Genomic DNA, 23325 nt, shown 5'->3' with positions numbered 1-23325 from the left:
GTGGATACGCGGTACGAGCCTAACCGGCGGCCGGGCGGGGTCCCCGGCGAGGTGCCGCGGTCCCGGACGGCCCCGCGGAGTGCCGCGCAGGGGGCGAGATCTGAGGCCGGACGGCCCAGCGACCATCGGATTGATTTGAGCAACCCAAACCTTTCCTTATAATCGGAAGCCTCAGTTCCCTCACTGGAGGTCCTCGTGAACTCGGTCCTCGGACGCCGGACCCGCATTCTGGCCGCCACCACCGCGACGGCCGGGCTGCTGCTCGTGGCCGGCTGCTCCTCGGACGACGGCGGGGGCGAGAAGACCGCCTCCGGCGGGGTCACGCTGGTCAAGGGCGGCCAGCTCACCACCTGCACCCACCTGCCGTACCCGCCCTTCCAGTCGGAGATCGACGGCAAGGTGCAGGGCTTCGACGTGTCGCTGATCGACCTGGTCGCCAAGGACCTCGGCGTGAAGCAGGACATCGTCGACACGCCGTTCGAGAACTTCAAGACCGGCGCGTTCCTCAACTCCGAGCAGTGCGACCTCGCCGCGGCCGGTATGACGATCACCGAGGAGCGCAAGAAGAACGTCGACTTCTCGGACCCGTACTTCGACGCCACGCAGGCCGTCCTCGTCGACAAGAAGAGCGGCGTCAACTCCCTCGCGGACGTGAAGGCCAAGGGCAAGAAGCTCGGCGCCCAGGCGCAGACCACGGGCGAGGACTACGCGAAGAAGCAGGGCTTCGACCCGGTCTCCTTCGAGTCCTCCGACGCGGTCATCAACGGCCTGCGCTCCGGCCAGGTCCAGGCCGTCATCATCGACTACCCGGTCGTCCAGGGCTGGCTCAAGGACAAGGCCAACGCCGACGCCTTCAAGGTGGTCGACAACCTCAACACCGGTGAGCAGTACGGCTTCACGGTGAAGAAGGGCAACACCAAGCTGCTCGCCGCGATCAACAAGGCGATCAAGGAAGCCAAGGCCGACGGCACCTACAAGAAGCTGTACGAGAAGTGGATCGGCCCGTACGACGAGTCCGCGGCGACCGCCTCCCCGTCCGCCTCATGAGTGAGGCCGACACAACCGTCCAGCCCCGCAGGTCCGGACTGACCCGGCGGCAGAAGCGCGCCATATCGCGCGGTGTGCAGTACGTCGTGTTCGTCGCCGCCGTGATCGCATTCGCGCTCACGGCGGACTGGGGACGGCTGAAGAACCAGTTCGCCCAGTGGGACCTGGTCCGGCAGATGTTCCCGGACGTCATCACGCTGGCGCTGAAGAACACCGTGCTGTACACGATGTCCGGCTTCGTCTTCGGGCTCGTCCTCGGCATGGTCATCGCCTTGATGCGGCTGTCCCCGGTGGGCCCCTACCGCTGGCTCGCGGGCATCTACATCGAGGTGTTCCGCGGCCTGCCCGCCCTGCTGATCTTCGTCTTCGTGGGCGTCGCCGTACCGCTCGCCTTCCCGGGCACGGAGATCCCGGGCGGCACCTACGGCAAGGTGGCGCTCGCGCTCGGCCTGGTCTCCGCCGCGTACATGGCGGAGACGATCCGCGCCGGCATCCAGGCGGTGCCCAAGGGGCAGATGGAGGCGGCCCGTTCGCTCGGCTTCTCGCACGCGCGGGCGATGGTCTCGATCATCATCCCGCAGGCGTTCCGCATCGTGATCCCGCCGCTCACCAACGAACTGGTCCTGCTGTTCAAGGACTCCTCGCTGGTGCTGTTCCTCGGCGTCACGCTGGAGGAGCGCGAACTCACCAAGTTCGGCCGGGACCTGGCGAGCCAGACCGCCAACTCCACGCCGATCCTGGTCGCGGGCCTGTGCTACCTGCTCGTGACCGTGCCGCTCGGCTTCGTCGTGCGGCGCCTGGAGGCCAAGGCCGGGGAGGCCACCAAGTGAGCACGTCCAAGACTCCCGAGATCCAGGTCAAGGGGCTGCACAAGTCCTTCGGTGACAACGAGGTGCTGCGCGGCATCGACCTGGAGATCGGCTCCGGCGAGGTCGTCTGCGTGATCGGCCCGTCCGGCTCCGGCAAGTCGACCCTGCTGCGCTGCGTGAACCTCCTGGAGGAGCCCACGAAGGGGCAGGTCTTCGTCGGCGGCACGGAGGTCACGCACCCCGACGTCGACATCGACGCCGTCCGCCGCCGCATCGGCATGGTCTTCCAGCAGTTCAACCTCTTCCCGCACCTGACGGTGACCGAGAACCTGGCGCTGCCGCAGCGCCGGGTCCTCGGCCGCGACAAGGCGCAGGCGGCACGCGTGGCCGAGGAGAACCTGCGCCGGGTCGGGCTGTCCGAGAAGGCCGACGCCTATCCGGCCTCGCTCTCCGGGGGCCAGCAGCAGCGTGTGGCGATCGCCCGGGCGCTGGCCATGGGCCCCGAGGTGATGCTCTTCGACGAGCCGACCTCGGCCCTCGACCCGGAACTCGTCGGCGACGTCCTCGCCGTCATGCGGATGCTCGCGAACGAGGGCATGACCATGATGGTCGTCACCCACGAGATGAGCTTCGCGCGCGAGGTCGCCGACCGGGTCGTCTTCATGGACGGCGGCGTGGTCGTCGAGGAGGGCGCCCCCGCTCAGGTCATCGGCGACCCGGCCCACGAGCGCACCCGGCACTTCCTGTCCCGGCTGCTCGACCCCGCCATGGCGGACGTCGAGGAGGGCACCGCCGAGACCGACGCGACGGTCGAAAAGGGCCTCTAGCCAGGCCACCCGGGCCAGGAACTAGGGTGCGGGCATGAGCGATCGCACGGTGCTGCACGTGAAGGGGCGGGTGCTCGTCGGGCCCGACGACGTCCGGGACGAACTCTGGGCGGTCGGCGGGAGGATCTCGTACGAGCGTCCCGCCGGCGCCCGCGACGTCCGGACCGTGGAGGGGTGGGCGCTGCCCGGTCTCGTCGACGCGCACTGCCACGTCGGACTCGGCCCGCACGGGCCGGTCCCCGAGGACGTGGCGGAGAAGCAGGCGCTCACCGACCGCGAGGCGGGCACCCTGCTGATCCGCGACGCCGGCTCGCCCTCCGACACCCGCTGGATCGACGACCGCGAGGACCTCCCGAAGATCATCCGCGCGGGCCGGCACATCGCCCGCACCCGCCGCTACATCCGCGGCTTCGCCCACGAGATCGAACCCGGCGACCTCGTCGCGTACGTGGCCCGCGAGGCCCGGCGCGGCGACGGCTGGGTCAAGCTGGTGGGGGACTGGATCGACCGCGGGACCGGCGACCTGAGCGCCTGCTGGCCGCGGGAGGCGGTGGAGGCGGCCATCGCCGAGGCCCACCGGCTCGGCGCCCGCGTCACCGCCCACTGCTTCGCCGAGGACTCCCTGCGCGACCTCGTCGAGGCCGGCATCGACTGCATCGAGCACGCCACGGGCCTGACCGAGGACACCATCCCGCTGTTCGCCGAGCGCGGCGTCGCGATCGTCCCGACGCTGGTGAACATCGCGACGTTCCCGCAGCTCGCGGCGGGCGGCGAGGCCAAGTACCCCGACTGGTCCGCGCACATGCGGCGCCTGCACGAGCGGCGCTACGACACCGTGCGCGCCGCCTACGACGCGGGCATCCCGATCTTCGTCGGCACCGACGCGGGCGGCTCCCTCGCCCACGGCCTGGTCGCGAGCGAGGTGGCCGAGCTCGTCACGGCCGGCCTCCCGCCGCTGGAGGCGCTGTCCGCGACCGCGTGGGGAGCCCGGCGCTGGCTGGGACGGCCGGGACTCGACGAGGGGGCACCCGCGGACCTCGTGGTCTACGACGAGGACCCCCGGGCGGACGTCCGGGTGCTCGCCGCGCCGCGCCGGGTCGTCCTCGACGGGCGGATCGCCGGCTGACCTCCCACGCGACGCCGGTTGACGCAGCGTGACGTGCGCGCCGGCCGGCTCGTTGGGCACCTCCGCCACCGCGCCGGGGCGTCAACCGGCGTGAGCGCACGGGGGAGTTCAGAGGGGGATGCGGGCGAACAGCAGTGCCGGAGGATTCGAAGAAACGCACGGGAATCCCACGTTGGAGTGAAGTGACGTCAGGTGGCTGACTGTTCACTCTCCGTGGGTGATTCTTGCCGGGTCCCAAGTCTGTTCTCCACTGGGGGTCCCAACCACCGTGAACGGCAACCACTTCCGCATGCCCGCACGCCGCCTCGCCGCCACCGCGGCGGCCACCGCCCTGGCCGCCGGTCCCGCGGCCCTGGCCGGCGCCGGCTCCGCCCAGGCGACCACCGACCACGGTCGCGCGAGCGCCGTCGTCCTGCGCACCGCGCTCGACGTCTCCCTGCTCGACAAGTCCGTGAACCTCCCGCTCGCGGTCTCCCTCGACGAGGTCCGGGCACCGCGGAGCGCGCACAAGACCGCGCTCACCGCCCAGTTGGACGGCGTCTCCGGCGGGCGGCCGTTCAGCGTGCTGCGCGCGGACGTCGCCACCGCCGAGGCGACGGTCTCCGCACGCAAGGCCGAGGGCCGCACCAGCCTCGCGCACGCGAAGCTCCATGTCCCCGGGCTGCCGCTGCTCTCCCTCATCGAGGTCGAGCAGGTCACCTCCAGGGCGACCTGCGAGGCGGGAAGGAAGCCGGTCGCCACCTCGAACCTGCTCGGCGCGGTGACCGTCCTCGGCAAGAAGGTCACCCTCTCCACGGGCGGCCCCACCGAGGTCGAGGTGCCCGGGGTCGGAGAGGTCCGCCTCGACCTCTCCCGGACGCGGACCACGACCCGTACGGCCGCCGCCTCCGCGCTCGAACTCAAGGTGTCCGTCGACCCGTTGAAGCTGAACGTCGCCGAGGTCGAGGGCACGCTCACGCTGGCCGGCGCCACCTGCGAGTCACCCGCTGCACCGGCGGAGGCCGCCCCGGGCGCCGACCCCGTGTCCGAGGTGAAGCCCCAGGGCGCCCCGGCCGAGGCCGGCCTCGCCGAGACCGGGGGCAGCCCGGTGACGCCGTACATCGCCGGCGGCGCGTTGGCGCTGCTGGCGGCCGGCGGGGGAGGGGTCTACCTGTCCCGGCGGGGCCGCGGCTGACCCCGGGGTGCGGGGCACGGGCCCCGCGCCTCAGTCCCCGGCGAGCGTCACCGCCCGGTCCAGCGCCTGAAGGAAACGATTCACCGTCGCCCGGTCCCGCACCGCGAGCCGCAGCCATTCCTCTCCCAGTCCCGGGAAGGTGTCGCCACGGCGCACGGCGAACCCCAGATCCCGCAGATGCCGGCGCACGGCGCCCGCCCGGGGCAGCCGCACGAGCACGAAGGAGCCCTCCGCCGGCTCCACCACCCGCAGCCCGTCGGACCCGAACTCCCGCAGTCCCGCGACGAGATGGGCCCGGTCCGCGGCGATGCGGTGCGCGGCGTGACCGGCCTCAGCGAGTGCGTGCGGCGACACGCAAGCCTCCGCCGCGGCGAGGGCGGGCGTGGAGACCGGCCACAACGGCTGGGCCCGCTCCAGTTCCGCGATCGTCTCCGGGGCGGCCAGCACGTACCCGATGCGCAGCCCCGCCAGACCCCACGTCTTGGTGAGGCTGCGCAGCACCACGAGCCCGGGCACGTCCGTCCGCCCGGCGAGGGCCTCGCGCTCGCCGGGCACGGCGTCCATGAACGCCTCGTCGACCACCAGCGTCCGCCCGGGGCGGGCCAGTTCGGCGATCCGGTCCGCCGGATGCAGGACCGACGTCGGGTTGGTCGGATTGCCGATCACGACGAGGTCCGCGCTGTCCGGCACGGCCCCCGCGTCGAGCCGGAAACCGTCCCGCTCGCGCAGCAGGACCCGCTCGACGGTGTGCCCGGCGTCCCGCAGCGCCGCCTCCGGCTCCGTGAACTGCGGGTGCACCACCACGGGGTGACGCACCTTCAGGGCACGGGCGAGCAGTACGAACGCCTCCGCCGCACCGGCCGTCAGCAGCACGTGCTCCACCGGCAGCCCGTGCCGCGCGGCCACCGCCGCCCGCGCCGCCCGCCCGTCCGGATAGGCGGCGAGCCCCGCGAGCGACGCGGCTATCCGCTCCCGCAGCCACTCCGGCGGCGTGTCGGCCCGGACGTTCACCGCGAGGTCGGTGAGCGCCGAGCCGTCGTCACGGACCTCTGCGTCACCGTGGTGACGCAGGTCGTGCGCCGTCCCCGCGGAACCGGCCGCACCGGCCCCGGACACGCCCTCAGTGGGCATGGGAGTGCGAGTGCGCGTGGTCTCCGTGATGTCCGTGGTGGTGACCGTCGTCGTCCGGGTGGAAGTGCGGCTGCTGCGCCATGCCGACCTTGTCCTCGAAGCCCGGCAGCGCGATGCGGTACACGCACGAGTCGCAGTTCATCCGCAGATCGCCCTGCACCGCCTCCCGGTAGCGCTCCATGACCAGGTCCAGCAGCTCCGGCTCGGGGCCGATGACGTCGGCGGAGCGGACCTCCACCTCGGGGTGCGCGGCGGCCCAGCCCTCCGTCTGCTGCCGCACCCGGTCCGGCAGGATCCCCGTGAACAGGAAGTAGGGCAGCACGACGATCCGCCGGGCGCCGAGCTTCGCGCAGCGGTCCAGCCCGGACGGCACGTCGGGCGCCGCCAGCGACACGAACGCGGTCTCCACCCCGGCGTAGCCGCGGCCCTCCCACAGCAGCCTGGCCGCCTTGTGCACCTCGGCGTTGGCGTCCGGATCGGTCGAACCGCGTCCGACGAGCAGCACGGTCACGTCGGCCCGGTCACCGGGCGTCCGCTCCGGACCGGCGCCCAGCGCCTCCTCGACGCGCCGCTCCAGCACGGCCAGCAGCGAGGGGTGCGGGCCCAGCGGACGCCCGTACGTGTACGAGATCCCGGGGTGCCGCTCCTTCTCGCGGTTCAGCGCCGCCGGGATGTCGCCCTTGGCGTGCCCGGCGGACACCAGCATCAGCGGGACGGCGGCGAAACGGCGTACGCCCCGCTCGACGAGCTCGCCCACCGCCTCGGTGAGCGGGGGCGGCGACAGCTCGATGAAGCCGCCGGCGACGGGCAGTTCGGGGTGGCGGCGGCCCAGCTCCCGCACGAAGGCGCGGAAGGCCTCGGCACCGGCCTCGTCCCGGGTGCCGTGTCCGGCGATGAGCAGGGCGGGGGGAGGGGTGGTCACGACTTCTCCTTAGCGGCCTGGAAGGCCTCGGCGGTCCGAGCGGCCTCGGCGGCCGGTGGCACGGGGTGGTACAGCAGGGCGTTCAGCGCGGCCGCGGCGACCGCGGAACCGCCCTTCTCGGACACGTTGCTGACAGCGGGCAGCCCGCTCTCGCGCAACGCGGCCTTGGACTCGGCCGCCCCGACGAAACCGACGGGCAGACCGATGACGAGCGCGGGATCGGCGTTCAGGGTGAGCAGTTCCTCCAGGGCGGTCGGCGCACAGCCGACGACCCAGATCGCGCCGGGACCGACGTCCTCCAGCGCGAGGCGTATCGCGTGCGCCGAACGGGTCAGCCCGGGACCGGACTTGGCGTCCTTGAGCCGGCACACGGTGTCGCGCCGGGTGATCCCCGCCGCGACCATCTCGACGTCCACCACGACGGGCGCCCCCGCGTGCAGCGCCGCGTGCGCCCTCTCCAGCACCCGCTCGTCCATGACGAGGTCGTCGGCGTAGTCGAGGTCGGCGGCGGAGTGGATGACCCGCTCCACGACCGCCCGCGTCAGCGGCGGGAGGCCCGAGGTGTCCAGACGCGCCCGCAGCCGCCGGAAGGACTCCTGCTCGATGGGGTGCACGACCCGGCTCGCGGGCGACACCGTCCCGTACTCGCTCACTTGGGCTCCTCCTGCCAGCGGTAGCCGCGCGGCGTCACCATGCGCCCGGCGATCTCACGGGTCGCCGTGTTGCCCACGGTCACCACGGTCATCATGTCCACCACGGCCGGGTCGAGTCCCGCGAGCGTGGTGAGCAGACTGCTCTGGTCCGGACGCGACGCGTTCCGCACGACACCCACCGGCGTCGAGGGCTCGCGGTGCTCCGCGAGGATCGCGAGGGCCTTGGGCAGCTGCCAGTCGCGGCCCCGGCTGCGCGGGTTGTAGAACGTCACGACGATGTCGGCCTCCGCGGCGGCGCGCACCCGCCGCTCGATGACCTCCCACGGCGTGTGCAGGTCGGACAGGCTGATCGACACGTGGTCGTGTCCGAGCGGCGCGCCCAGGATCGCCCCGGCCGCGAGCGCGGCGGTCACCCCGGGCACCCCGACGACGTCGATGTCGTCGGACGCCTCGGCCAGCGCCGGCGAGGCCATGGCGTACACCCCCGCGTCCCCGCTGCCGATCAGCGCGACGGCCTGTCCGCGGCGGGCCTCCGCCACCGCGGTGCGCGCGCGTTCCTCCTCGGCGCCGAGCCCGGACTCCAGGATCCGGGTGCCGGGACGGAGCAGGTCGCGGATCTGGTCGACGTACTGGTCGAGGCCGACGAGCACGGCCGCGCGCCGCAGTTCGTCCTTCGCCCGCGGGGTGAGCAGGTCACGCGCCCCCGGACCGAGGCCGACCACCGCGAGCCGGCCCCGGGGCACCCGGCGGACGACGGCGCAGGTCGCCATCGCGGGCAGCCCGTCCGCCCGTACCGACTTCCGCTTGGGCACGAGGAGTTCACCCCCGCCGGCCAGCGCGGCGGCCTCCGCCACGGACGGCGTGCCGACGGCGGCCAGCGGCGCGTCGGAGGGGTTCGGCACCTCGACCGCGGCCAACTCCTCGGCCGCGTACGTCACCACGGGCACCCCGAGCCGTTCGGCCGCCCCCACGATGCCGGGCTCGCCGGCCTTCGCGTCGACGGTGGCGAACGCGGCGACGGACTTCACGGACAGCCCGGCGTCCCGCAGCGCGTCCTCGACCAGCGCGAGGACCTCGTCCACCGGAGCGCCCTTGGAGGCGCCGACGCCGACGACGAGGGACGGCGGCCGCAGCACCGCCTCGCGCTCGGTGGGCCCGACGGCCCGGTCGGTGACGCGGACGGTGTACGCGCCGTGCGTGCCCACCGGCAACGGCGGCAGCGGCCAGGCCAGTTCGGCCTCAAGCGCCACGGGCTCCCCGTCGAGCAGCGCCCGCGACACCGCCGCGACGTCCCCCTCGGCAGGGAAGCCCAGGGTGTCGAGACCGGGCAGCCCGACGGCGTCCGTCGCGGTGGTGATCACCGGCTCGGCACCGAGCAACCCGCCCACCTCGCGGGCCAGTTCGTTGGCGCCGCCGCCGTGCCCGCCCACCAGGGACACGGCGAACCGGCCCGCCTCGTCGACGCACACGATCCCCGGGTCGGACGCTTTGTCGCCCAGTAGCGGAGCGACGATCCGCACCACCGCGCCCGTGGCCAGGAAGCACACCAGCCGGTCGCACTCGGCGAAGGCCAGCCGCACGGCGTCCCCGACGGAGCCGCCGGACCCGTCGTACACCCGGGTACGGCCGGGCCAGGCCGCGGCCAGCCGGTCACGGGCAGCCGCGCCCGCCGCCGTCGCGGAAATCAGGCCGATCACTGAGGGACTCCTTCGGTACTGGCCGGAGGCCGGACGCCCCACAGCAGGAAAACGGGATTGGTCGCGGCGAGCCGGGTGACCTCACCCGGCAGCGGCGCGAGCCGGGACGACTGGAGCAGGACGCCCTCGCAGTCGAACCCGGCGGCGGTCAGCGCCTCCCGGACGGCGGGCACCCGGTCGAGCGCGGCCATGGCTACCACGACCGCCCGCCGCGCCCGCCGCGCGCACGCCGTGACGATGACGGGCAGCTCCCGGCCCCCGCCGCCGATGAAGACGGCGTCCGGGTCGTCCAGGTCGGACAGCACGGTCGGCGCGGCACCGTGCACGACCTGCACGTCCACACCGTGCGCCGCCGCGTTGGCGCGGATGCGCTCCACCCCGTCCCGCGTCTTCTCTATGGCGGTGACGGCGGCGCCGAAGCGCGCGCACTCGACGGCGACGGACCCGGAACCGGAACCCACGTCCCAGACGAGGTCGCCCCGCCGCGGGCCGAGCCGGGCCAGCGCAAGGGCCCGCACCTCGAACTTGGTGATCATCGAGTCGCGGTGCGCGAAGTCGGTCTCGGCCAGCGCCCACCGGGCCGGCCCTTCCGGCGGCCCCGCCACCGTGCGGACGGGGGCCACGGCACGCGACTCGTCCAGGCACAGCACGACGCTCACCGCGGGGCCCCAGTCGCGCGTCGCGGCCTCGGCGGGCGTGACCCGCTCCACCCGCTCGCCTCCGGGGTCGCCAAGGCTGCTCGCGACGACGAGGACGCGCTCGCCGGAGCGGTAGGCCAGCGCGGCCCCCAGCTCGGCGGGACCGGCGCCGGGCCCAGTCAGCACCGCCACCTTCGGATGCGCGCGGCAGACGTTCACCGCGGTCCGCAGGTCCCGCCCGTGGGCGCTCACCACGACCGCGTCGTCCCAGGTCAGGCCGAGCCGCGCGAACGCGGTCGCGACGGAGGAGACACCGGGCGAGACCGCCAGGCGCTCCGGCCCGAACCGCTCGGCCAGGGCCCGCACGATCCCGAAGAACCCCGGGTCCCCGGAGGCGAGCACGACGACCGGCTGCGCGTCCCCGTGCTTGTCCAGGTGCCGCTCGATCGCGTCCAGCGCCGGCGCCAGCGGGCCGAGCACGATCCGTTCCGCCGTGCCGGGCACCCGCACGGCGGCCAGGTGCCGACGGCCGCCCACGACGAGCCCCGCCCCGGCGAGCGCCGCCTCGGCTTGAGTGGGCGGGGGCGCCCCCGTACCCGTACCGACGACGGTGATCACGTCGTCGCACCTCGCGCGCGCAGCGCCCGGCGGGCCTCCGGGTCGGCCTTGCGGAAGCCGTGGAAGTGCCCGGGGTGGTACAGGTGTGAGCGGGTGCCGCTCGCGTCGAGCGCCGGTCCCACCAGGAAGAGGGTGTGCTTCCAGAGCTTGTGCTCCTTGACGGTCTCCTCCAGCGTGCCGATCGTGCACTTCACGATCAGCTCCTCCGGCCAGGTCGCCTGGTAGGCGACGACCACGGGAGTGGACGTCGGGTAGCCGCCCTCCAGCAGTTCCCGGACGAGCTGCCCGCTGCGGGCGGCCGACAGGAACAGCGCCATCGTCGTGCCGTGCCGCGCGAACTCCCGGACCTCCTCGCCGGGCGGCATCGGCGTCTTGCCGCCGCCGAGCCGGGTGAGGATCACGGACTGCGCGACCTCGGGGATCGTCAGCTCCCGCTGGGCCAGGGCGGCGACCGCGGAGAAGGAGGAGACGCCCGGGACGATCTCCGTCTCGACGCCCAGTTCGGCGCACCGGTCGACCTGCTCCTGCGTGCCGCCCCACAGCGCGGGGTCCCCGGAGTGGATCCGGGCCACCTTCAGGCCCTCCCGGGCGGCCCGCTCGTACACGGCGACGACGTCCTCCAGGGACATCGTCGCCGAGTCCAGGATCTCGGCGCCCTCGCGCGCGTGGTCGAGGACCTCCGCCTGCACCAGGCTGGCCGCCCAGATCACGATGTCCGCGTCCGCGATGGCGCGCGCGGCACGGAACGTCAACAGGTCGGCGGCGCCGGGGCCGGCACCGACGAAGGTCACCTTGCCGGTGGGGGCATCGGCCATGGGAATCGGTCCTCTCCTACGGATACGGGTACTGCGGGTCGCGCGGGGCGGGACGTCAGGCGGCGCTGCGCCGCCGGACGTGCGTGAACGGGGGTCGATCGGATAGCAAGGGCCTATGGCGGTCTTCGTCGCGCTCGGCGCGTTCCTGATGACGCTGGCCGGCGGCTGGACGGCACAGCGGGTGACCGACCGTCGTCATCTGGTGCTGGGCCTGGCCGGCGGCCTGATGCTGGGCGTGGTCGGCCTCGACCTGCTGCCCGAGGCACTGGAGGCGGCGGGCGGCGAGATCTTCGGCGTACCGGCCGCGCTGCTGCTGTTCGTGGCCGGGTTCCTGCTGGCCCATCTGGGCGAACGGCTGCTCGCCACCCGCCGGGCCGCGCACGGCGGCGAGGAACGCGACCCGCGCGCGCCCGAGGTGGGCCTGACGGCGGCCGCCGCCATGGTCGGGCACAGCGCCATGGACGGCGTGGCGATCGGCGCCGCCTTCCAGGTGGGCGGCGGCATGGGGCTGGCGGTCGCACTGGCCGTCGTCGCCCACGACTTCGCGGACGGCTTCAACACGTACACGATCACGAGCCTGTACGGGAACGCCCGCCGCAAAGCGCTCCTCATGCTCTTCGCGGACGCGGTGGCACCCGTGGCCGGAGCCGCCTCGACCCTCTTCGTGACCATCCCGGAACAGGCGCTCGGCTGCTACCTCGGCCTCTTCGGCGGCGTACTGCTCTACCTGGCCGCCGCCGAGATCCTGCCCGAGGCGCACCACGAGCACCCGGCCCGCTCGACCCTGCTGTTCACGGTCGCGGGCGCGGCCTTCATCTGGCTGGTGGTGGGCATCGCGCAGTGAGGGCGCGCGGCGGGCAGGCGGACGCCGGTCGCGGTTCACAACTTCCCGCCCCGCCCGCCGTCGCGCGGCGCGGGCGCGATCAGCGTGGAGAGGTAGGGCAGCGCCCCGCCGTCGAGGTCGGCGGCCGGCCGGATGGACTCCTCGGGCAGCCCGAGAGCCGACCCCCACACGGCGTCGTCCAGGCGCCCGGTCTCGCGCAGCGCCGCCGCGACCTCGTGCGCCTGCCGTCCGAACTTGTACGCCACGACCGTGCCCGGCCCGTGCAGCGCGTCCTTGAGGACGGCGGCCCCCGCGGTCACCGGGACCAGGGTCAGCGGCTCCGTCCCCTCGGTGAGGACGGCACCCGAGCGGGCGGCGAGATCCTGCATGGCGGTGATGCCCGGCACGGTCTCGACCACCGTGCCCGGCAGGGCCCGCTCGATGGTCTGGGCGAGGTAGGTGAACGTCGAGTACACGTTGGGGTCGCCGATGGTGGCGAAGGCGACGGTGCCGTGCCGTTCGAGCAGCCCCGCGACCCGCTCGCCGGCCGCGTCCCAGGCGGCCTCGCGGCGCTCCCGGTCCGTCCGCTCGTTGAGCGCGAACACGACCCGTACGACCTTCTCCTCGGGCACGTAGTGCAGGACGGTCGCCTCGGCGCGCCCCCGCTCGCCGGTGTCCAGCACGGGCACCACGACGACCTCCGCCGCCCGCAGCGCGTTGACGCCCTTGACGGTCACCAGTTCCGGGTCGCCGGGTCCGACCCCGACCCCGATCAGCTTGCTGCTCATGACGTCAGGCACCTCTCCACGAACCGGCGGGCGACACCGGGCGCGGACGCCCAGTGCGTGTGCAGATAACTCGCGTGCACACCTTGTTGTACGAAACCTTCGGTCCGGCGTCCCGGGGCGTGCACGCCCCAGGCGGGAGCAGCCCCGGCGCCGGGCTCGACGACGGTGCGGTGGAACTCGTGCCCGCGCATCCGCGTCCCGGCCGCGGCGAGCGCGCTGTCGGACACGGCGACGGCGTCCCGGTAGCCGAGGGTGAGCCGCTCGCTCATCCGGGCCGTGGCGTCCAGCACCCCGCACATGGGCTGCCCGTCCAGCTCACGGCACAGGTACAGCAGTCCGGCGCACTCGGCGGCCACGGGTGCCCCGGCGAGCGCCAGCTCCGAGACGGCCTTGCGCAGCGGCTCGTTGGCCGACAGCTCCGGGGCGTACACCTCGGGGAACCCGCCCCCGATCACCAACCCGCCCGTGCCTTCCGGCAGTTGCTCGTCCCGCAGCGGGTCGAACGTGACGACCTCGGCACCGGCGGCGGCCAGCAGCTCGGCGTGCTCGGCGTAGGAGAACGTGAAGGCGGGCCCTCCGGCGACGGCGACCGTCCTGCCCCTCGCCGGCCGGGTACCGTCGGGTCCGCCCGGCGATCGGGGGCGGGCCCCCTGGTCGGCCTGAGGAGCGGTGGCGCGGTCCCCGGCTCCGGGAACGCCGAGTGACGGCGCGGGCGCCACGGCTTCGGCCGCGTCCCACTCCCCGGCCGTCAGCGCGGGCGCACTGCGCGCCAGCGCGAACAGCGCGTCCAGGTCGCAGCCCTCGCGGACCTGCGCGGCCATCGCGGCGACGGCCTCCACCGCTCCGTCCCGCCGCTCGGCGACGGGCACGAGCCCCAGGTGCCGGGACGGCGTGTCCACCTGCGGCGCCCGGCGCAGCACCCCCAGCACGGGCACCCCGGACGCGTCCAGGGCCTCCCGCAGGAGCGCCTCGTGGCGGTCCGAGCCCACCTTGTTGAGGATCACCCCGGCCACCCGCACCTCGGGGTCCCAGGACGCGAACCCGTGCACCAGCGCGGCCACCGACCGCGACTGCGACGACGCGTCGACGACCAGGACGACCGGCGCCCGCAGCAGCTTCGCGACGTGCGCGGTCGACGCCAGCTCGCCCTGCCCGGCCGCACCGTCGTACAGCCCCATCACGCCCTCGACGACGGCGAGGTCGCAGCCGCGGGCGCCGTGCGCGAAGAGCGGCGCGACCAGCTCGGGGCCGCACAGGTACGCGTCGAGGTTGCGTCCCACGCGCCCGGTGGCGAGCGCGTGGTACCCGGGGTCGATGTAGTCCGGCCCCACCTTGTGCGGGGACACGGCGAGCCCCCGCCCGGCGAAGGCCGCCATCAGCCCCGTGGCCACGGTGGTCTTGCCGCTGCCCGAGGAGGGCGCGGCGACGACCAGCCGGGGGACGCCCGTCACCACTCGATGCCCCTCTGGCCCTTCTGGCCCGCGTCCATCGGGTGCTTGACCTTGGACATGTCGGTCACGAGGTCGGCGAACTCCACCAGCTTCTCCGGGGCGTTGCGCCCGGTGATCACCACGTGCTGCGTGCCCGGCCGGTCCCGCAGCACGGACACGACCTCGTCGGTGTCGATCCAGCCCCAGTGCATCGGGTAGGCGAACTCGTCGAGGACGTACAGCCGGTAGGTCTCGGCGGCCAGGTCGCGCTTGACCTGCTCCCAGCCCTCGCGGGCCTTCTCCTCGTTGTCCATCTGCGCGTCCCGCTGGACCCAGGACCAGCCCTCGCCCATCTTGTGCCAGTCGACGGTGCCGCCCTCGCCGCTGGCGCCCAGCACGCGCAGCGCGTTCTCCTCGCCGACCTTCCACTTCGCCGACTTGACGAACTGGAACACCCCGATCGGCCAGCCCTGGTTCCAGGCGCGCAGCGCGAGCCCGAAGGCGGCGGTGGACTTGCCCTTGCCGATCCCGGTGTGCACCACGACCAGCGGACGGTTACGTCGCTGACGTGTCGTCAGTCCGTCGTCCGGTACGACGCTCGGCTGTCCCTGCGGCATTACGCGGCCCTCCTGTTGGTTCCCTGCACGTCCCGGACGAGCCCGGCGATCGAGTCGGCCCGCAGTTCGTCCAACGTGACCGCGGTGCCCTCCAGTTCACGCGCGAGCTGCCCCGCGAGCCCGAGCCGCACCGGCCCCGTCTCACAGTCCACGACCACGGAGGCGACGGAATCGGCCGCGAACAGCCGGGCCGCCCGCCCCGCGAGCGCCACCGGTTCCGGACCGCCGGTCGCCCGGCCGTCCGTCACCACGACGACCAGCGGGCGGCGCGCCGCGTCCCGCAGCCGCTCCACCCGCAGCACGTCGTGCGCCTTGAGCAGACCGGCCGCCAGCGGCGTCCGGCCGCCCGTGGGCAGCGACTCCAGCCGGGCCGCCGCCGCGTCCACCGAGGAGGTGGGCGGCAGCGCCACGTCGGCGGACGAGCCGCGGAAGGTCACCAGTCCCACCTTGTCCCGCCGCTGGTAGGCGTCGAGCAGCAGCGACAGCACCGCTCCCTTCACCGCGCTCATCCGCTGCCGGGCCGCCATCGACCCGGAGGCGTCCACCACGAACAGGACGAGGTTGCCCTCGCGCCCCTCGCGGGTGGCCTGGCGCAGATCGTCCCGCCGTACGACGAGACCGCGCCCCGAGCGGCCGCGCGCCTTCTGGTGCGGGGCCGCCGCCTGCACGGTGGCCGCCAGGTGCAGCTTGGTGAGGGTGCCCCGGGGCCGCCGCGAGCCGGTGGTGCGGCCGTGCTCGGTCCGTGCCCGGGACCGCCGCCCGGCGGCGCCCTCGCCCAGCCCCGGCACGCTCAGCACCTTGGTGCGGAACGGCTCCGCCGCCCGCGCGGGCTGCTGCTCGCCGGCGCCGGAGGACCCCGGCTGCCCGCTCTCGCCCGCCTCCGGGCGCGCGGCCTCGTCACCGCCGGGCTCCGGGCTGCAGGCCGCCTCCCGAGGCCCGTCCTGCGTCTCGGCCGGCCCGTCCTGAGGGCCGTCCCGCGGTCCGTCCTGCGGCGGACGCCCGCCGCCGTCGGGTCCGTCCGGGTCCGGGTCGTCGTCGCCGTCCGTGCCGTCCCCGCCGCCGAACTCCTCCAGCGTCTCGTCGAGCTTGTCCTCGTCGAGACCGGGGGCGTCGAACGGGTTGCGCCGGCGCCGGTGCGGCAGCGCCAGCAGCGCCGCCTGCCGCACGTCCTCCGCAAGCACCTCGGTCCGGCCGGCCCACGCGGCCAGCGCGGTCGCGGTACGCGCCATCACGATGTCGGCCCGCATGCCGTCGACCTCGAAGGCCGCGCAGGTCGCCGCGATCTGCCGCAGCGCCCCGTCGCCGAGCCGCACGGAGGGCAGCAGGTCACGGGCGGCCACGATCCGGGCCCGCACCGCCGACTCCTCGTCGGCCCAGCGCGCGGCGAAGCCCTCCGGATCGTCGTCGTAGGCGAGCCGCCTGCGCACGACCTCCACCCGCTGGTCCGGCTCACGCGAGGCCGCGACCTCGACCGTCAGCCCGAACCGGTCGAGCAACTGCGGCCGCAGCTCGCCCTCTTCGGGGTTCATCGTGCCGACGAGCAGGAACCGGGCGGCGTGCCGCACCGAGACGCCCTCGCGCTCCACGTACGAGGCACCCATCGCCGCCGCGTCCAGCAGCAGGTCGACCAGGTGGTCGTGCAGGAGGTTGACCTCGTCGACGTACAGGATGCCGCGGTGCGCGTCCGCCAGCAGGCCGGGTTCGAAGGCCTTCACGCCCTCGGACAGGGCGCGTTCGATGTCCAGCGCGCCCACGAGCCGGTCCTCGGAGGCGCCGACGGGCAGCTCGACCATGCGGGCCGGCCGGGACACCCCGGGGCCCACCTCGTGCGGCCCGTCCGGGCACGCCGGGTCGGGCGAGCCGGGCGCGCACGAGAAGCGGCAGCCCGCGACGACGTCCACCTCCGGCATCAGGGCCGAAAGGGCGCGTACGGCGGTCGACTTGGCGGTGCCCTTCTCGCCGCGCACCAGCACGCCGCCCACCGCGGGCGAGACGGCGTTCAGCAGCAGCGCGAGCCGCAGGTCGTCCTGACCGACGACGGCCGTGAACGGGAACGGGGTACTCACTGGTCGTCGCCCTCCAGATCGCCTTCGAGCTCCAGGTAGGTGGCGCGCAGCCGCTCCAGCGTCCGCGCGTCCGGTTCGGCCCACAGGCCGCGCTCGGCCGCCTCCAGCAGCCGTTCCGTGATCCCGCGCAGGGCCCACGGGTTGGACTTCTTCATGAAGTCCCGGTTCTCCGCGTCGAAGACGTATTCCGCGCTGAGCTTCTCGTACATCCAGTCGTCGACCACACCGGCCGTCGCGTCGTACCCGAAGAGGTAGTCGACGGTCGCCGCCATCTCGAACGCGCCCTTGTAGCCGTGCCGCCGCATCGCCGCCATCCAGCGCGGGTTGACCACCCGGGCCCGGAACACGCGGTGCGTCTCCTCGCCCAGGGTGCGGGTCTTCACCTGGTCCGGGGTGGCGGAGTCACCGACGTACGCCTCGGGGCTGGCGCCGGTCAGATGGCGCACCATGGCCACCATGCCGCCGTGGTACTGGAAGTAGTCGTCGGCGTCGACCAGGTCGTGCTCGCGGGTGTCGACGTTCTTCGCGGCCACGGCGATCCGCCTGAACGCGGTCTCCATGTCGCCGCGCGCCGCCCGCCCGTCCAGCCCGCGCCCGTACGCGTAACCGCCCCACACCGCGTACACCTCGGCGAGGTCCGCGTCCGAGCGCCAGTTCCGCGCGTCGATGAGCGGGAGCAGCCCGGCGCCGTACGCCCCCGGCTTGGAGCCGAAGATACGGGCCGTGGCGCGCCGCCGGTCACCGTGCTCGGCGGTGTCCTCGTCGACGTGCCGGCGCACGAAGTTGGCGTCCGCAGGCTCGTCCAGCTCGGCCACCGCCCGCACCGCGTCGTCGAGCAGCCCGACCACGTGCGGGAACGCGTCCCGGAAGAAACCGGAGATCCGCACGGTGACGTCGATGCGCGGCCGGGCCAGCTCCGCCAGGGGCACGATCTCGAAGCCGGTCACCCGTCGCGACGCGTCGTCCCAGACCGGCCGGCAGCCGAGCAGCGCGAGGATCTCCGCGATGTCGTCGCCCTGGGTGCGCATCGCGGACGTGCCCCACACGGTCAGTCCGACGGACGTCGGGTACTCACCGGTGTCCTGGAGGTAGCGGGCCACGAGGGAGTCGGCGAGCGCCTGGCCGACCTCCCAGGAGAGCCGGGACGGGATCGCCTTGGGGTCGACGGAGTAGAAGTTGCGGCCGGTCGGCAGGACGTTGACGAGTCCGCGGGTCGGCGAACCCGACGGGCCGGCCGGGACGTAACCGCCGCGCAGCGCCTTGAGGATGTGCCCGATCTCGTCCGTCGTGCGGGCGAGCCGCGGCACGACCTCACGGCAGGCGAACTCCACCACCGCGACCGCGTCCGGGAGTTCGGCGCCGAGGACCTCCCGCACGAGAGGGGCGGCCCCGGACGTCGCCCAGCCGCGCTCCTCCATGCCCAGCGCGATCCGGCGGCACAGCTGCTCCAGCAGGTCGACCGCGTCGGCGCCGGTCCGCGCCGGGCCCCCGACCAGGTCGGTGAGTTCCGCCGGCACCTTCACCGGTGCGCCCGGCTCGGCCAGCAACTCCTTCTCGGACAGGCCGAAATGCGCCGCCAGCGAGGCCCGCAGCCCCGGCAGGGCGTTGGCCTGGCCGCCCCACACCTGCGAGGCGCGCAGCACGGCCAGCACGAGGTTCACGCGCGGCTCGGCCTCGGGCCCGCCGCCCAGGATGTGCAGTCCGTCGCGGATCTGCACGTCCTTGATCTCGCACAGGTAGCCGTCGATGTGCATGACGAACTCGTCGAACGTCTCGTCGTCCGGCTGCTCGTCGACGTGCAGGTCGTGGTGCAGCTCGGCCGCCTTCACCAGCGTCCAGATCTGCGCGCGCACCGCGGGCGCCTTCGCCGGGTCCAGATCGGACACCAGGGCGTACTCGTCGAGGAGTTGCTCCAGCTTGGCGAGGTCGCCGTAGGTGTCCGCGCGGGCCATCGGCGGCACCAGGTGGTCGACCACGGTGGCGTGCCCGCGCCGCTTGGCCTGCGTGCCCTCACCGGGGTCGTTGACGATGAACGGGTAGACCAGGGGGAGTTCGCCGAGCACGGCGTCGGGCGCGCAGCCGCCGCTGAGCCCGAGTCCCTTGCCCGGCAGCCACTCCATGGTGCCGTGCTTGCCCATGTGCACCACGGCGTCCGCGCCGAAGGAGTTCTCCAGCCAACGGTAGGCCGCCATGTAGTGGTGCGACGGCGGCATGTCCGGGTCGTGGTAGATCGCGATCGGGTTCTCGCCGAAGCCGCGCGGCGGCTGGATCATCACGACGACGTTCCCGAACTGGAGGCAGGCCAGCACGATGTCGTCGCCGTCGACGTACAGCGAGCCGGGCGGCTCGCCCCACGCCTCCAGCATGCCCTCGCGCAGCGCGGGGTCGAGCGAGTCGAACCACGCCCGGTAGTCGGCGAGCGGCACCCGTGCGGGCGCGGACGCCAGCTGCTCCTCGGTGAGCCACTCGACGTCGTGGCCGCCGGCCTCGATGAGCCGGTGGATCAACTCGTCGCCGTTGTCCGGGTATTCGGTCAGCGCGTACCCGGCGTCCCGCAGCGCGTCGAGGACGCGGACGGCGGAGGCGGGGGTGTCGAGACCGACCGCGTTGCCGACCCGGGAGTGCTTGGTCGGATAGGCGGTGAAGACCAGGGCGAGCTTCTTCTCCGCGTTCGGCTTGTGCTTCAACAGTGCGTGCCGTACGGCGATCCCGGCCACCCGCGCGGCCCGCTCGGGGTCGGCGACGTACACCGGCACGTCGTCCGGGCCCTGCTCCTTGAAGGAGAACGGCACGGTGATCAGACGTCCGTCGAACTCCGGGATCGCGACCTGCATCGCCGCGTCCATCGGGGACAGGGCGGCGTCCGAGGCGTCCCACGCGGCGCGCGAGGAGGTGAGGCACAGCCCTTGCAGGACGGGGATGTCGAGGTCGGCGAGCGCCCCGATGTCCCAGGCCTCCTCGTCGCCACCGGCCGAGGCCTCGGAGGCGTGCGTGCCGCCCGCCGCGAGGACGGTCGCGACCAGCGCGTCCGCCTTCCCGAGGATCTCGTACAGCCCGGCGTCGGCACCGCGCAGCGAACCGCAGAACACCGGGAGGGCGTTGGCGCCGCGCGCCTCGATCGCGTCGCACAGCGTGTCGACGAAGGCGGTGTTGCCGGACAGTTCGTGGGCCCGGTAGAAGAGCACGCCGACGGTCGGGCGGCCCTCGGCCAGGTCCCGCTCGCCGTGCACCCCGAACTCGGCCGTCTTCCTCGGCTCCTCGAAGCCCTCACCCGTGAGCAGCACGGTGTCCGAGAGGAAGCGCGCCAGTTCGGTCAGGTTCTCCGGGCCGCCCTCGACGAGGTAGCGCAGCGCCTCCGCGACGACACCGGCCGGCACGGACGACTCCGCCATCAGCTCGGCGTCCGGTACGGACTCCCCGCCGAGCAGTACGGTCGGGATCCCGGACGCCCGCAGCGCGGCCAGCCCGTCCTCCCAGGCCCGCTTGCCGCCCAGCAGCCGTACGACGGCGACGTCCGCGCCCGTCACCAGCGCGGGCAGCTCCTCGGCGACGTCTACCCGGTTCGGGTTGCCGATCCGGTACGCGGCGCCGGAGGCCCGGGCCGCCAGCAGATCCGTGTCGGCGGTCGACAACAACAACACTGTGCTCATGCGGGTGCTCCCGGTGGGATGAAAGGCAGTCCTGTCGGAGCGCCCGACTCGATGAGCCGCCACAGCGCGTCCGTGTCCGCGTGTTCCTCGATCAGATCGCCGAGCAGGTCCAGCTGCTCCTCGCGCAGGGTGGCGAACGACGTGCCGGCGGCCGGCACGAACCGGCGGCCCGCGGCGGCCGCCACCTCCCGCAGGAACGCCCGCCGGAACCCGTCCGACTCCAGCGAGCCGTGCCAGTGCGTGCCCCAGACGGCGCCGACCCGGCAGCCGTCCAGGAAGGGTTCGCCGCCGGTGACCTCGGCGACCCCGTGGTGGATCTCGTAGCCCTCGACGTGCTCGCCGAGCGCCTCGCCGACGGGCCGCGTGAGCGTCTTCTCCCGCGCGAACCGCACCCGCACGGGCAGCAGTCCGAGCCCCTCGACGTGGCCCGCCCGCGACTCGACGTCGTCCTCGATGTGCTCGCCCAGGGCCTGGAAGCCGCCGCAGATCCCGAGGACGGGCCGCCCCTCGGCGGCCCTGCGCGCGATCGCGTCCGCGAGGCCGCGCTCCCGCAGCCACCGCAGGGCGTTCACCGTGCCACGGGTGCCCGGTACGACGACCAGGTCCGCGTCGGCCAGTTCCTCCGCCCGGTCCACGAACCGCACGACGACGCCCGGTTCGGCGGCGAGGGCGTCGACGTCCGTGAAGTTGGACATCAGCGGCACCACGCAGACGGCGACCCGCAGCACGTCCTCGCCGACCGGCGGCGCCACGACGGACTCCCGGACGCTCCCGCGCAGGGACACCCGAAGTCCGTCCTCCTCGTCGATGCCGAGGCCGTGCCGGAACGGCAGGACGCCGTACGAGGGCCGGCCGGTGAGCCCGTGCAGCATCTCCAGGCCCGGCTCCAGCAGCGAGACGTCCCCGCGGAACTTGTTGACCAGGAACCCGGCGACGAGCTCCTGGTCCTCGCGGCTGAGCAGCGCGACCGTGCCGAAGAAGGACGCGAAGACGCCGCCCCGGTCGATGTCCCCGACCACCAGGACGGGCAGGCGCGCGTTGCGGGCGATGCCCATGTTCACGATGTCGGTGCGCCGCAGATTGATCTCGGCAGGACTGCCGGCCCCCTCACAGATCACCGCGTCATACGTGCCCCGCAACTCGGCCAGGCACTCCAGCACGGTCCCGAGCAGCGCCTCCTGGCGGCCCCCGTGGTAGCCGCGCGCGCTCATCTCGCCGACCGGCTTCCCCATCAGCACGACCTGGCTGCTGCGGTCGCTGCCCGGCTTGAGCAGCACGGGGTTCATCAGCGCGGTCGGCTCGACGCGGGCGGCCTGCGCCTGCATGGCCTGCGCCCGCCCGATCTCCGCACCCTCGCGCGTGACGAAGGAGTTGAGGGACATGTTCTGCGCCTTGAAGGGCGCCACCTTCACGCCCTGCCGCACCAGCCACCGGCAGATCCCGGCGGTCACGACGCTCTTGCCCGCGTCGGAGGTGGTTCCGGCGACCAGCAGCCCGCCGCTCACGGCCTCGCTCCCTTCGACAGCAGTCGTCCCGCGACGCAGACGCCCAGCGCGAGCCGGCTCACCCGGCGCGACAGGCGTACGGCCCGTTCGATGTCGTGCACCCCGACGGCTCGGCCGCTCCCGTTCAGCACGGGCCGGTGCTCGACCCTGCCGCCGTAGGAGAGGGTCCCGCCGAGCCGCACGCCCAGCGCCCCCGCGAACGAGGCCTCCACGGGACCGGCGTTGGGGCTCGGGTGGCGGCCGGCGTCGGCGCGCCAGGCGCGGACCGCGCCGCGCGGGTCGTCGCCCGCGACGGCCGCGAGGACGGCGGTGAGCCGGGCACCCGGCCAGCCGGCGACGTCGTCGAGCCGCGCGGAGGCCCAGCCGTAGCGGCGGTGGCGGGCCGACTTGTGGCCGACCATGGCGTCCAGGGTGTTCACGGCCCGGAAGGCGACCAGTCCGGGCACCCCGGCGACGGCGCCCCAGACGACGGCTCCCACCACGGCGTCGGAGGTGTTCTCGGCGACGGACTCGACCACGGCCCGGGCGATCCCGTCGGCGTCCAGCGCCTGCGGGTCCCGCCCGCACAGGTGCGGCAGCCGCTCACGGGCGGCGTCGACGTCCCCGGCTTCCAGCGCGCGGCCCACGGCGCGGGCCTCACGGCCGAGGGAGGTACCGCCGACGACGGCCCAGGTGGCGGCGGCGGTCAGCGCGACGGAGGCGGCGGGGGAGGGGCGTACGGCACGGCTCGCCAGCGCGGCGAGCCCGGCGGCGCCGCCCACGCAGACGGCGGTGTGCAGCGCGCCCCACCCGCGGTGGTCCCGCCACAGCACCCGTTCCACGGCGCCCGCGGCCCGTCCGAAAGCGGCGACCGGGTGCCCGCGGCGGGGATCGCCGAGGAGCAGGTCGCCGAGGAGGCCGGCGGTGGCGCCGTACGCGAAGACGCGATCGGCACGCACGGCGTCAGCCCGCCGTGGGGTGAAGTAGAACCCTCGTACTCAACAAGACCC

The 23325-nt window shown here is 74.1% G+C and carries 19 protein-coding genes; 6 read left to right on the top strand and 13 right to left on the bottom strand.

What is annotated here, in order from left to right:
• The first annotated feature begins 195 nt into the window (after positions 1-195).
• From ACFYQQ_RS26755 to ACFYQQ_RS26735, 5 genes are all read left to right on the top strand, one after another.
• Entirely contained in the window at positions 196-1047 is an 852-nt protein-coding gene (locus tag ACFYQQ_RS26755; RefSeq protein WP_355789981.1) for a transporter substrate-binding domain-containing protein, read from the top strand.
• The gene (locus tag ACFYQQ_RS26750) at positions 1044-1877 is read left to right on the top strand and encodes an amino acid ABC transporter permease (RefSeq protein WP_355789984.1); all 834 of its coding nucleotides are present in this window, start codon (positions 1044-1046) and stop codon (positions 1875-1877) included. The genes ACFYQQ_RS26755 and ACFYQQ_RS26750 overlap by 4 nt, the downstream gene beginning before the upstream one ends.
• A complete protein-coding gene (locus ACFYQQ_RS26745) occupies positions 1874-2683 on the top strand; it encodes an amino acid ABC transporter ATP-binding protein (protein ID WP_356173509.1) in 810 nt (269 codons plus the stop codon). The genes ACFYQQ_RS26750 and ACFYQQ_RS26745 overlap by 4 nt, the downstream gene beginning before the upstream one ends.
• A 34-nt stretch (positions 2684-2717) precedes the next feature.
• The gene (locus ACFYQQ_RS26740) at positions 2718-3809 is read left to right on the top strand and encodes an amidohydrolase family protein (RefSeq protein WP_356173512.1); all 1092 of its coding nucleotides are present in this window, start codon (positions 2718-2720) and stop codon (positions 3807-3809) included.
• A gap of 268 nt (positions 3810-4077) precedes the next feature.
• Positions 4078-4983 carry an SCO1860 family LAETG-anchored protein gene (locus ACFYQQ_RS26735; protein ID WP_356239167.1) on the top strand — a complete coding sequence of 302 codons (906 nt, stop codon included), beginning with the start codon at positions 4078-4080 and terminating at the stop codon, positions 4981-4983.
• A 30-nt stretch (positions 4984-5013) separates the two neighbouring features.
• Here the strand turns inward: ACFYQQ_RS26735 and cobC are convergent, their stop codons facing one another.
• From cobC to cobM, 6 genes are read right to left on the bottom strand one after another with little or no spacing between them, the layout of a single operon-like run.
• Positions 5014-6114: an Rv2231c family pyridoxal phosphate-dependent protein CobC gene (gene cobC, locus ACFYQQ_RS26730; protein ID WP_388905351.1), complete on the bottom strand. Its 1101-nt coding sequence runs from the start codon at positions 6112-6114 to the stop codon at positions 5014-5016.
• Entirely contained in the window at positions 6104-7036 is a 933-nt protein-coding gene (locus ACFYQQ_RS26725) for a sirohydrochlorin chelatase (protein ID WP_356173522.1), read from the bottom strand. The genes cobC and ACFYQQ_RS26725 overlap by 11 nt, the downstream gene beginning before the upstream one ends.
• Complete coding sequence (locus ACFYQQ_RS26720) at positions 7033-7689, bottom strand: precorrin-8X methylmutase (protein ID WP_355790951.1); 657 nt, start codon at positions 7687-7689, stop codon at positions 7033-7035. Before ACFYQQ_RS26720 ends, ACFYQQ_RS26725 begins: the two co-directional genes overlap by 4 nt.
• Positions 7686-9386: a precorrin-3B C(17)-methyltransferase gene (cobJ, locus tag ACFYQQ_RS26715; RefSeq protein ID WP_355790954.1), complete on the bottom strand. Its 1701-nt coding sequence runs from the start codon at positions 9384-9386 to the stop codon at positions 7686-7688. The genes ACFYQQ_RS26720 and cobJ overlap by 4 nt, the downstream gene beginning before the upstream one ends.
• Positions 9383-10642 carry a precorrin-6y C5,15-methyltransferase (decarboxylating) subunit CbiE gene (cbiE, locus tag ACFYQQ_RS26710; RefSeq protein WP_355790957.1) on the bottom strand — a complete coding sequence of 420 codons (1260 nt, stop codon included), beginning with the start codon at positions 10640-10642 and terminating at the stop codon, positions 9383-9385. Before cbiE ends, cobJ begins: the two co-directional genes overlap by 4 nt.
• Positions 10639-11457: a precorrin-4 C(11)-methyltransferase gene (gene cobM, locus ACFYQQ_RS26705; protein WP_356173527.1), complete on the bottom strand. Its 819-nt coding sequence runs from the start codon at positions 11455-11457 to the stop codon at positions 10639-10641. Before cobM ends, cbiE begins: the two co-directional genes overlap by 4 nt.
• 115 nt (positions 11458-11572) lie before the next feature.
• Between cobM and ACFYQQ_RS26700 the strand changes: the two genes are divergently transcribed.
• Positions 11573-12301 (top strand): ZIP family metal transporter, encoded by a 729-nt coding sequence (locus ACFYQQ_RS26700; protein ID WP_356173529.1) that lies wholly within the window; start codon positions 11573-11575, stop codon positions 12299-12301.
• A gap of 35 nt (positions 12302-12336) precedes the next feature.
• On the opposite strand, the gene cobI is transcribed toward ACFYQQ_RS26700, so the two are convergent.
• From cobI to ACFYQQ_RS26665, 7 genes are read right to left on the bottom strand one after another with little or no spacing between them, the layout of a single operon-like run.
• Positions 12337-13068 (bottom strand): precorrin-2 C(20)-methyltransferase, encoded by a 732-nt coding sequence (gene cobI, locus ACFYQQ_RS26695; protein WP_356173532.1) that lies wholly within the window; start codon positions 13066-13068, stop codon positions 12337-12339.
• The gene (locus ACFYQQ_RS26690; RefSeq protein WP_388905347.1) at positions 13065-14522 is read right to left on the bottom strand and encodes a cobyrinate a,c-diamide synthase; all 1458 of its coding nucleotides are present in this window, start codon (positions 14520-14522) and stop codon (positions 13065-13067) included. Before ACFYQQ_RS26690 ends, cobI begins: the two co-directional genes overlap by 4 nt.
• The gene (cobO, locus tag ACFYQQ_RS26685; protein WP_355794744.1) at positions 14516-15115 is read right to left on the bottom strand and encodes a cob(I)yrinic acid a,c-diamide adenosyltransferase; all 600 of its coding nucleotides are present in this window, start codon (positions 15113-15115) and stop codon (positions 14516-14518) included. Before cobO ends, ACFYQQ_RS26690 begins: the two co-directional genes overlap by 7 nt.
• Positions 15115-17181: a putative cobaltochelatase gene (locus tag ACFYQQ_RS26680; RefSeq protein WP_356173540.1), complete on the bottom strand. Its 2067-nt coding sequence runs from the start codon at positions 17179-17181 to the stop codon at positions 15115-15117. The genes cobO and ACFYQQ_RS26680 overlap by 1 nt, the downstream gene beginning before the upstream one ends.
• Entirely contained in the window at positions 17178-20831 is a 3654-nt protein-coding gene (gene cobN, locus ACFYQQ_RS26675) for a cobaltochelatase subunit CobN (protein ID WP_355783008.1), read from the bottom strand. The genes ACFYQQ_RS26680 and cobN overlap by 4 nt, the downstream gene beginning before the upstream one ends.
• Complete coding sequence (locus ACFYQQ_RS26670) at positions 20828-22336, bottom strand: cobyric acid synthase (RefSeq protein WP_388905345.1); 1509 nt, start codon at positions 22334-22336, stop codon at positions 20828-20830. Before ACFYQQ_RS26670 ends, cobN begins: the two co-directional genes overlap by 4 nt.
• Positions 22333-23274 carry a cobalamin biosynthesis protein gene (locus ACFYQQ_RS26665; protein ID WP_388905343.1) on the bottom strand — a complete coding sequence of 314 codons (942 nt, stop codon included), beginning with the start codon at positions 23272-23274 and terminating at the stop codon, positions 22333-22335. The genes ACFYQQ_RS26670 and ACFYQQ_RS26665 overlap by 4 nt, the downstream gene beginning before the upstream one ends.
• Between the last annotated feature and the right edge of the window lie 51 nt (positions 23275-23325).

Origin of the sequence: Streptomyces sp. NPDC005496, assembly GCF_042872045.1 — a bacterium.
Classification (GTDB): Bacteria; Actinomycetota; Actinomycetes; order Streptomycetales; family Streptomycetaceae; genus Streptomyces.
Note: the sequence above shows the minus strand (reverse complement) of the source record. Positions and strands in the feature narration are given on the sequence as shown.

Coding starts and splice junctions, on each gene's coding strand:
- ACFYQQ_RS26740 (WP_356173512.1), top strand. CDS start 2,718: ATGAGCGATCGCACGGTGCTGCACGTGAAGGGGCGGGTGCTCGTCGGG.
- cobO (WP_355794744.1), bottom strand. CDS start 15,115: ATGCCGCAGGGACAGCCGAGCGTCGTACCGGACGACGGACTGACGACA.
- cobM (WP_356173527.1), bottom strand. CDS start 11,457: ATGGCCGATGCCCCCACCGGCAAGGTGACCTTCGTCGGTGCCGGCCCC.
- cobC (WP_388905351.1), bottom strand. CDS start 6,114: ATGCCCACTGAGGGCGTGTCCGGGGCCGGTGCGGCCGGTTCCGCGGGG.
- ACFYQQ_RS26750 (WP_355789984.1), top strand. CDS start 1,044: ATGAGTGAGGCCGACACAACCGTCCAGCCCCGCAGGTCCGGACTGACC.
- ACFYQQ_RS26700 (WP_356173529.1), top strand. CDS start 11,573: ATGGCGGTCTTCGTCGCGCTCGGCGCGTTCCTGATGACGCTGGCCGGC.
- cobN (WP_355783008.1), bottom strand. CDS start 20,831: ATGAGCACAGTGTTGTTGTTGTCGACCGCCGACACGGATCTGCTGGCG.
- cobI (WP_356173532.1), bottom strand. CDS start 13,068: ATGAGCAGCAAGCTGATCGGGGTCGGGGTCGGACCCGGCGACCCGGAA.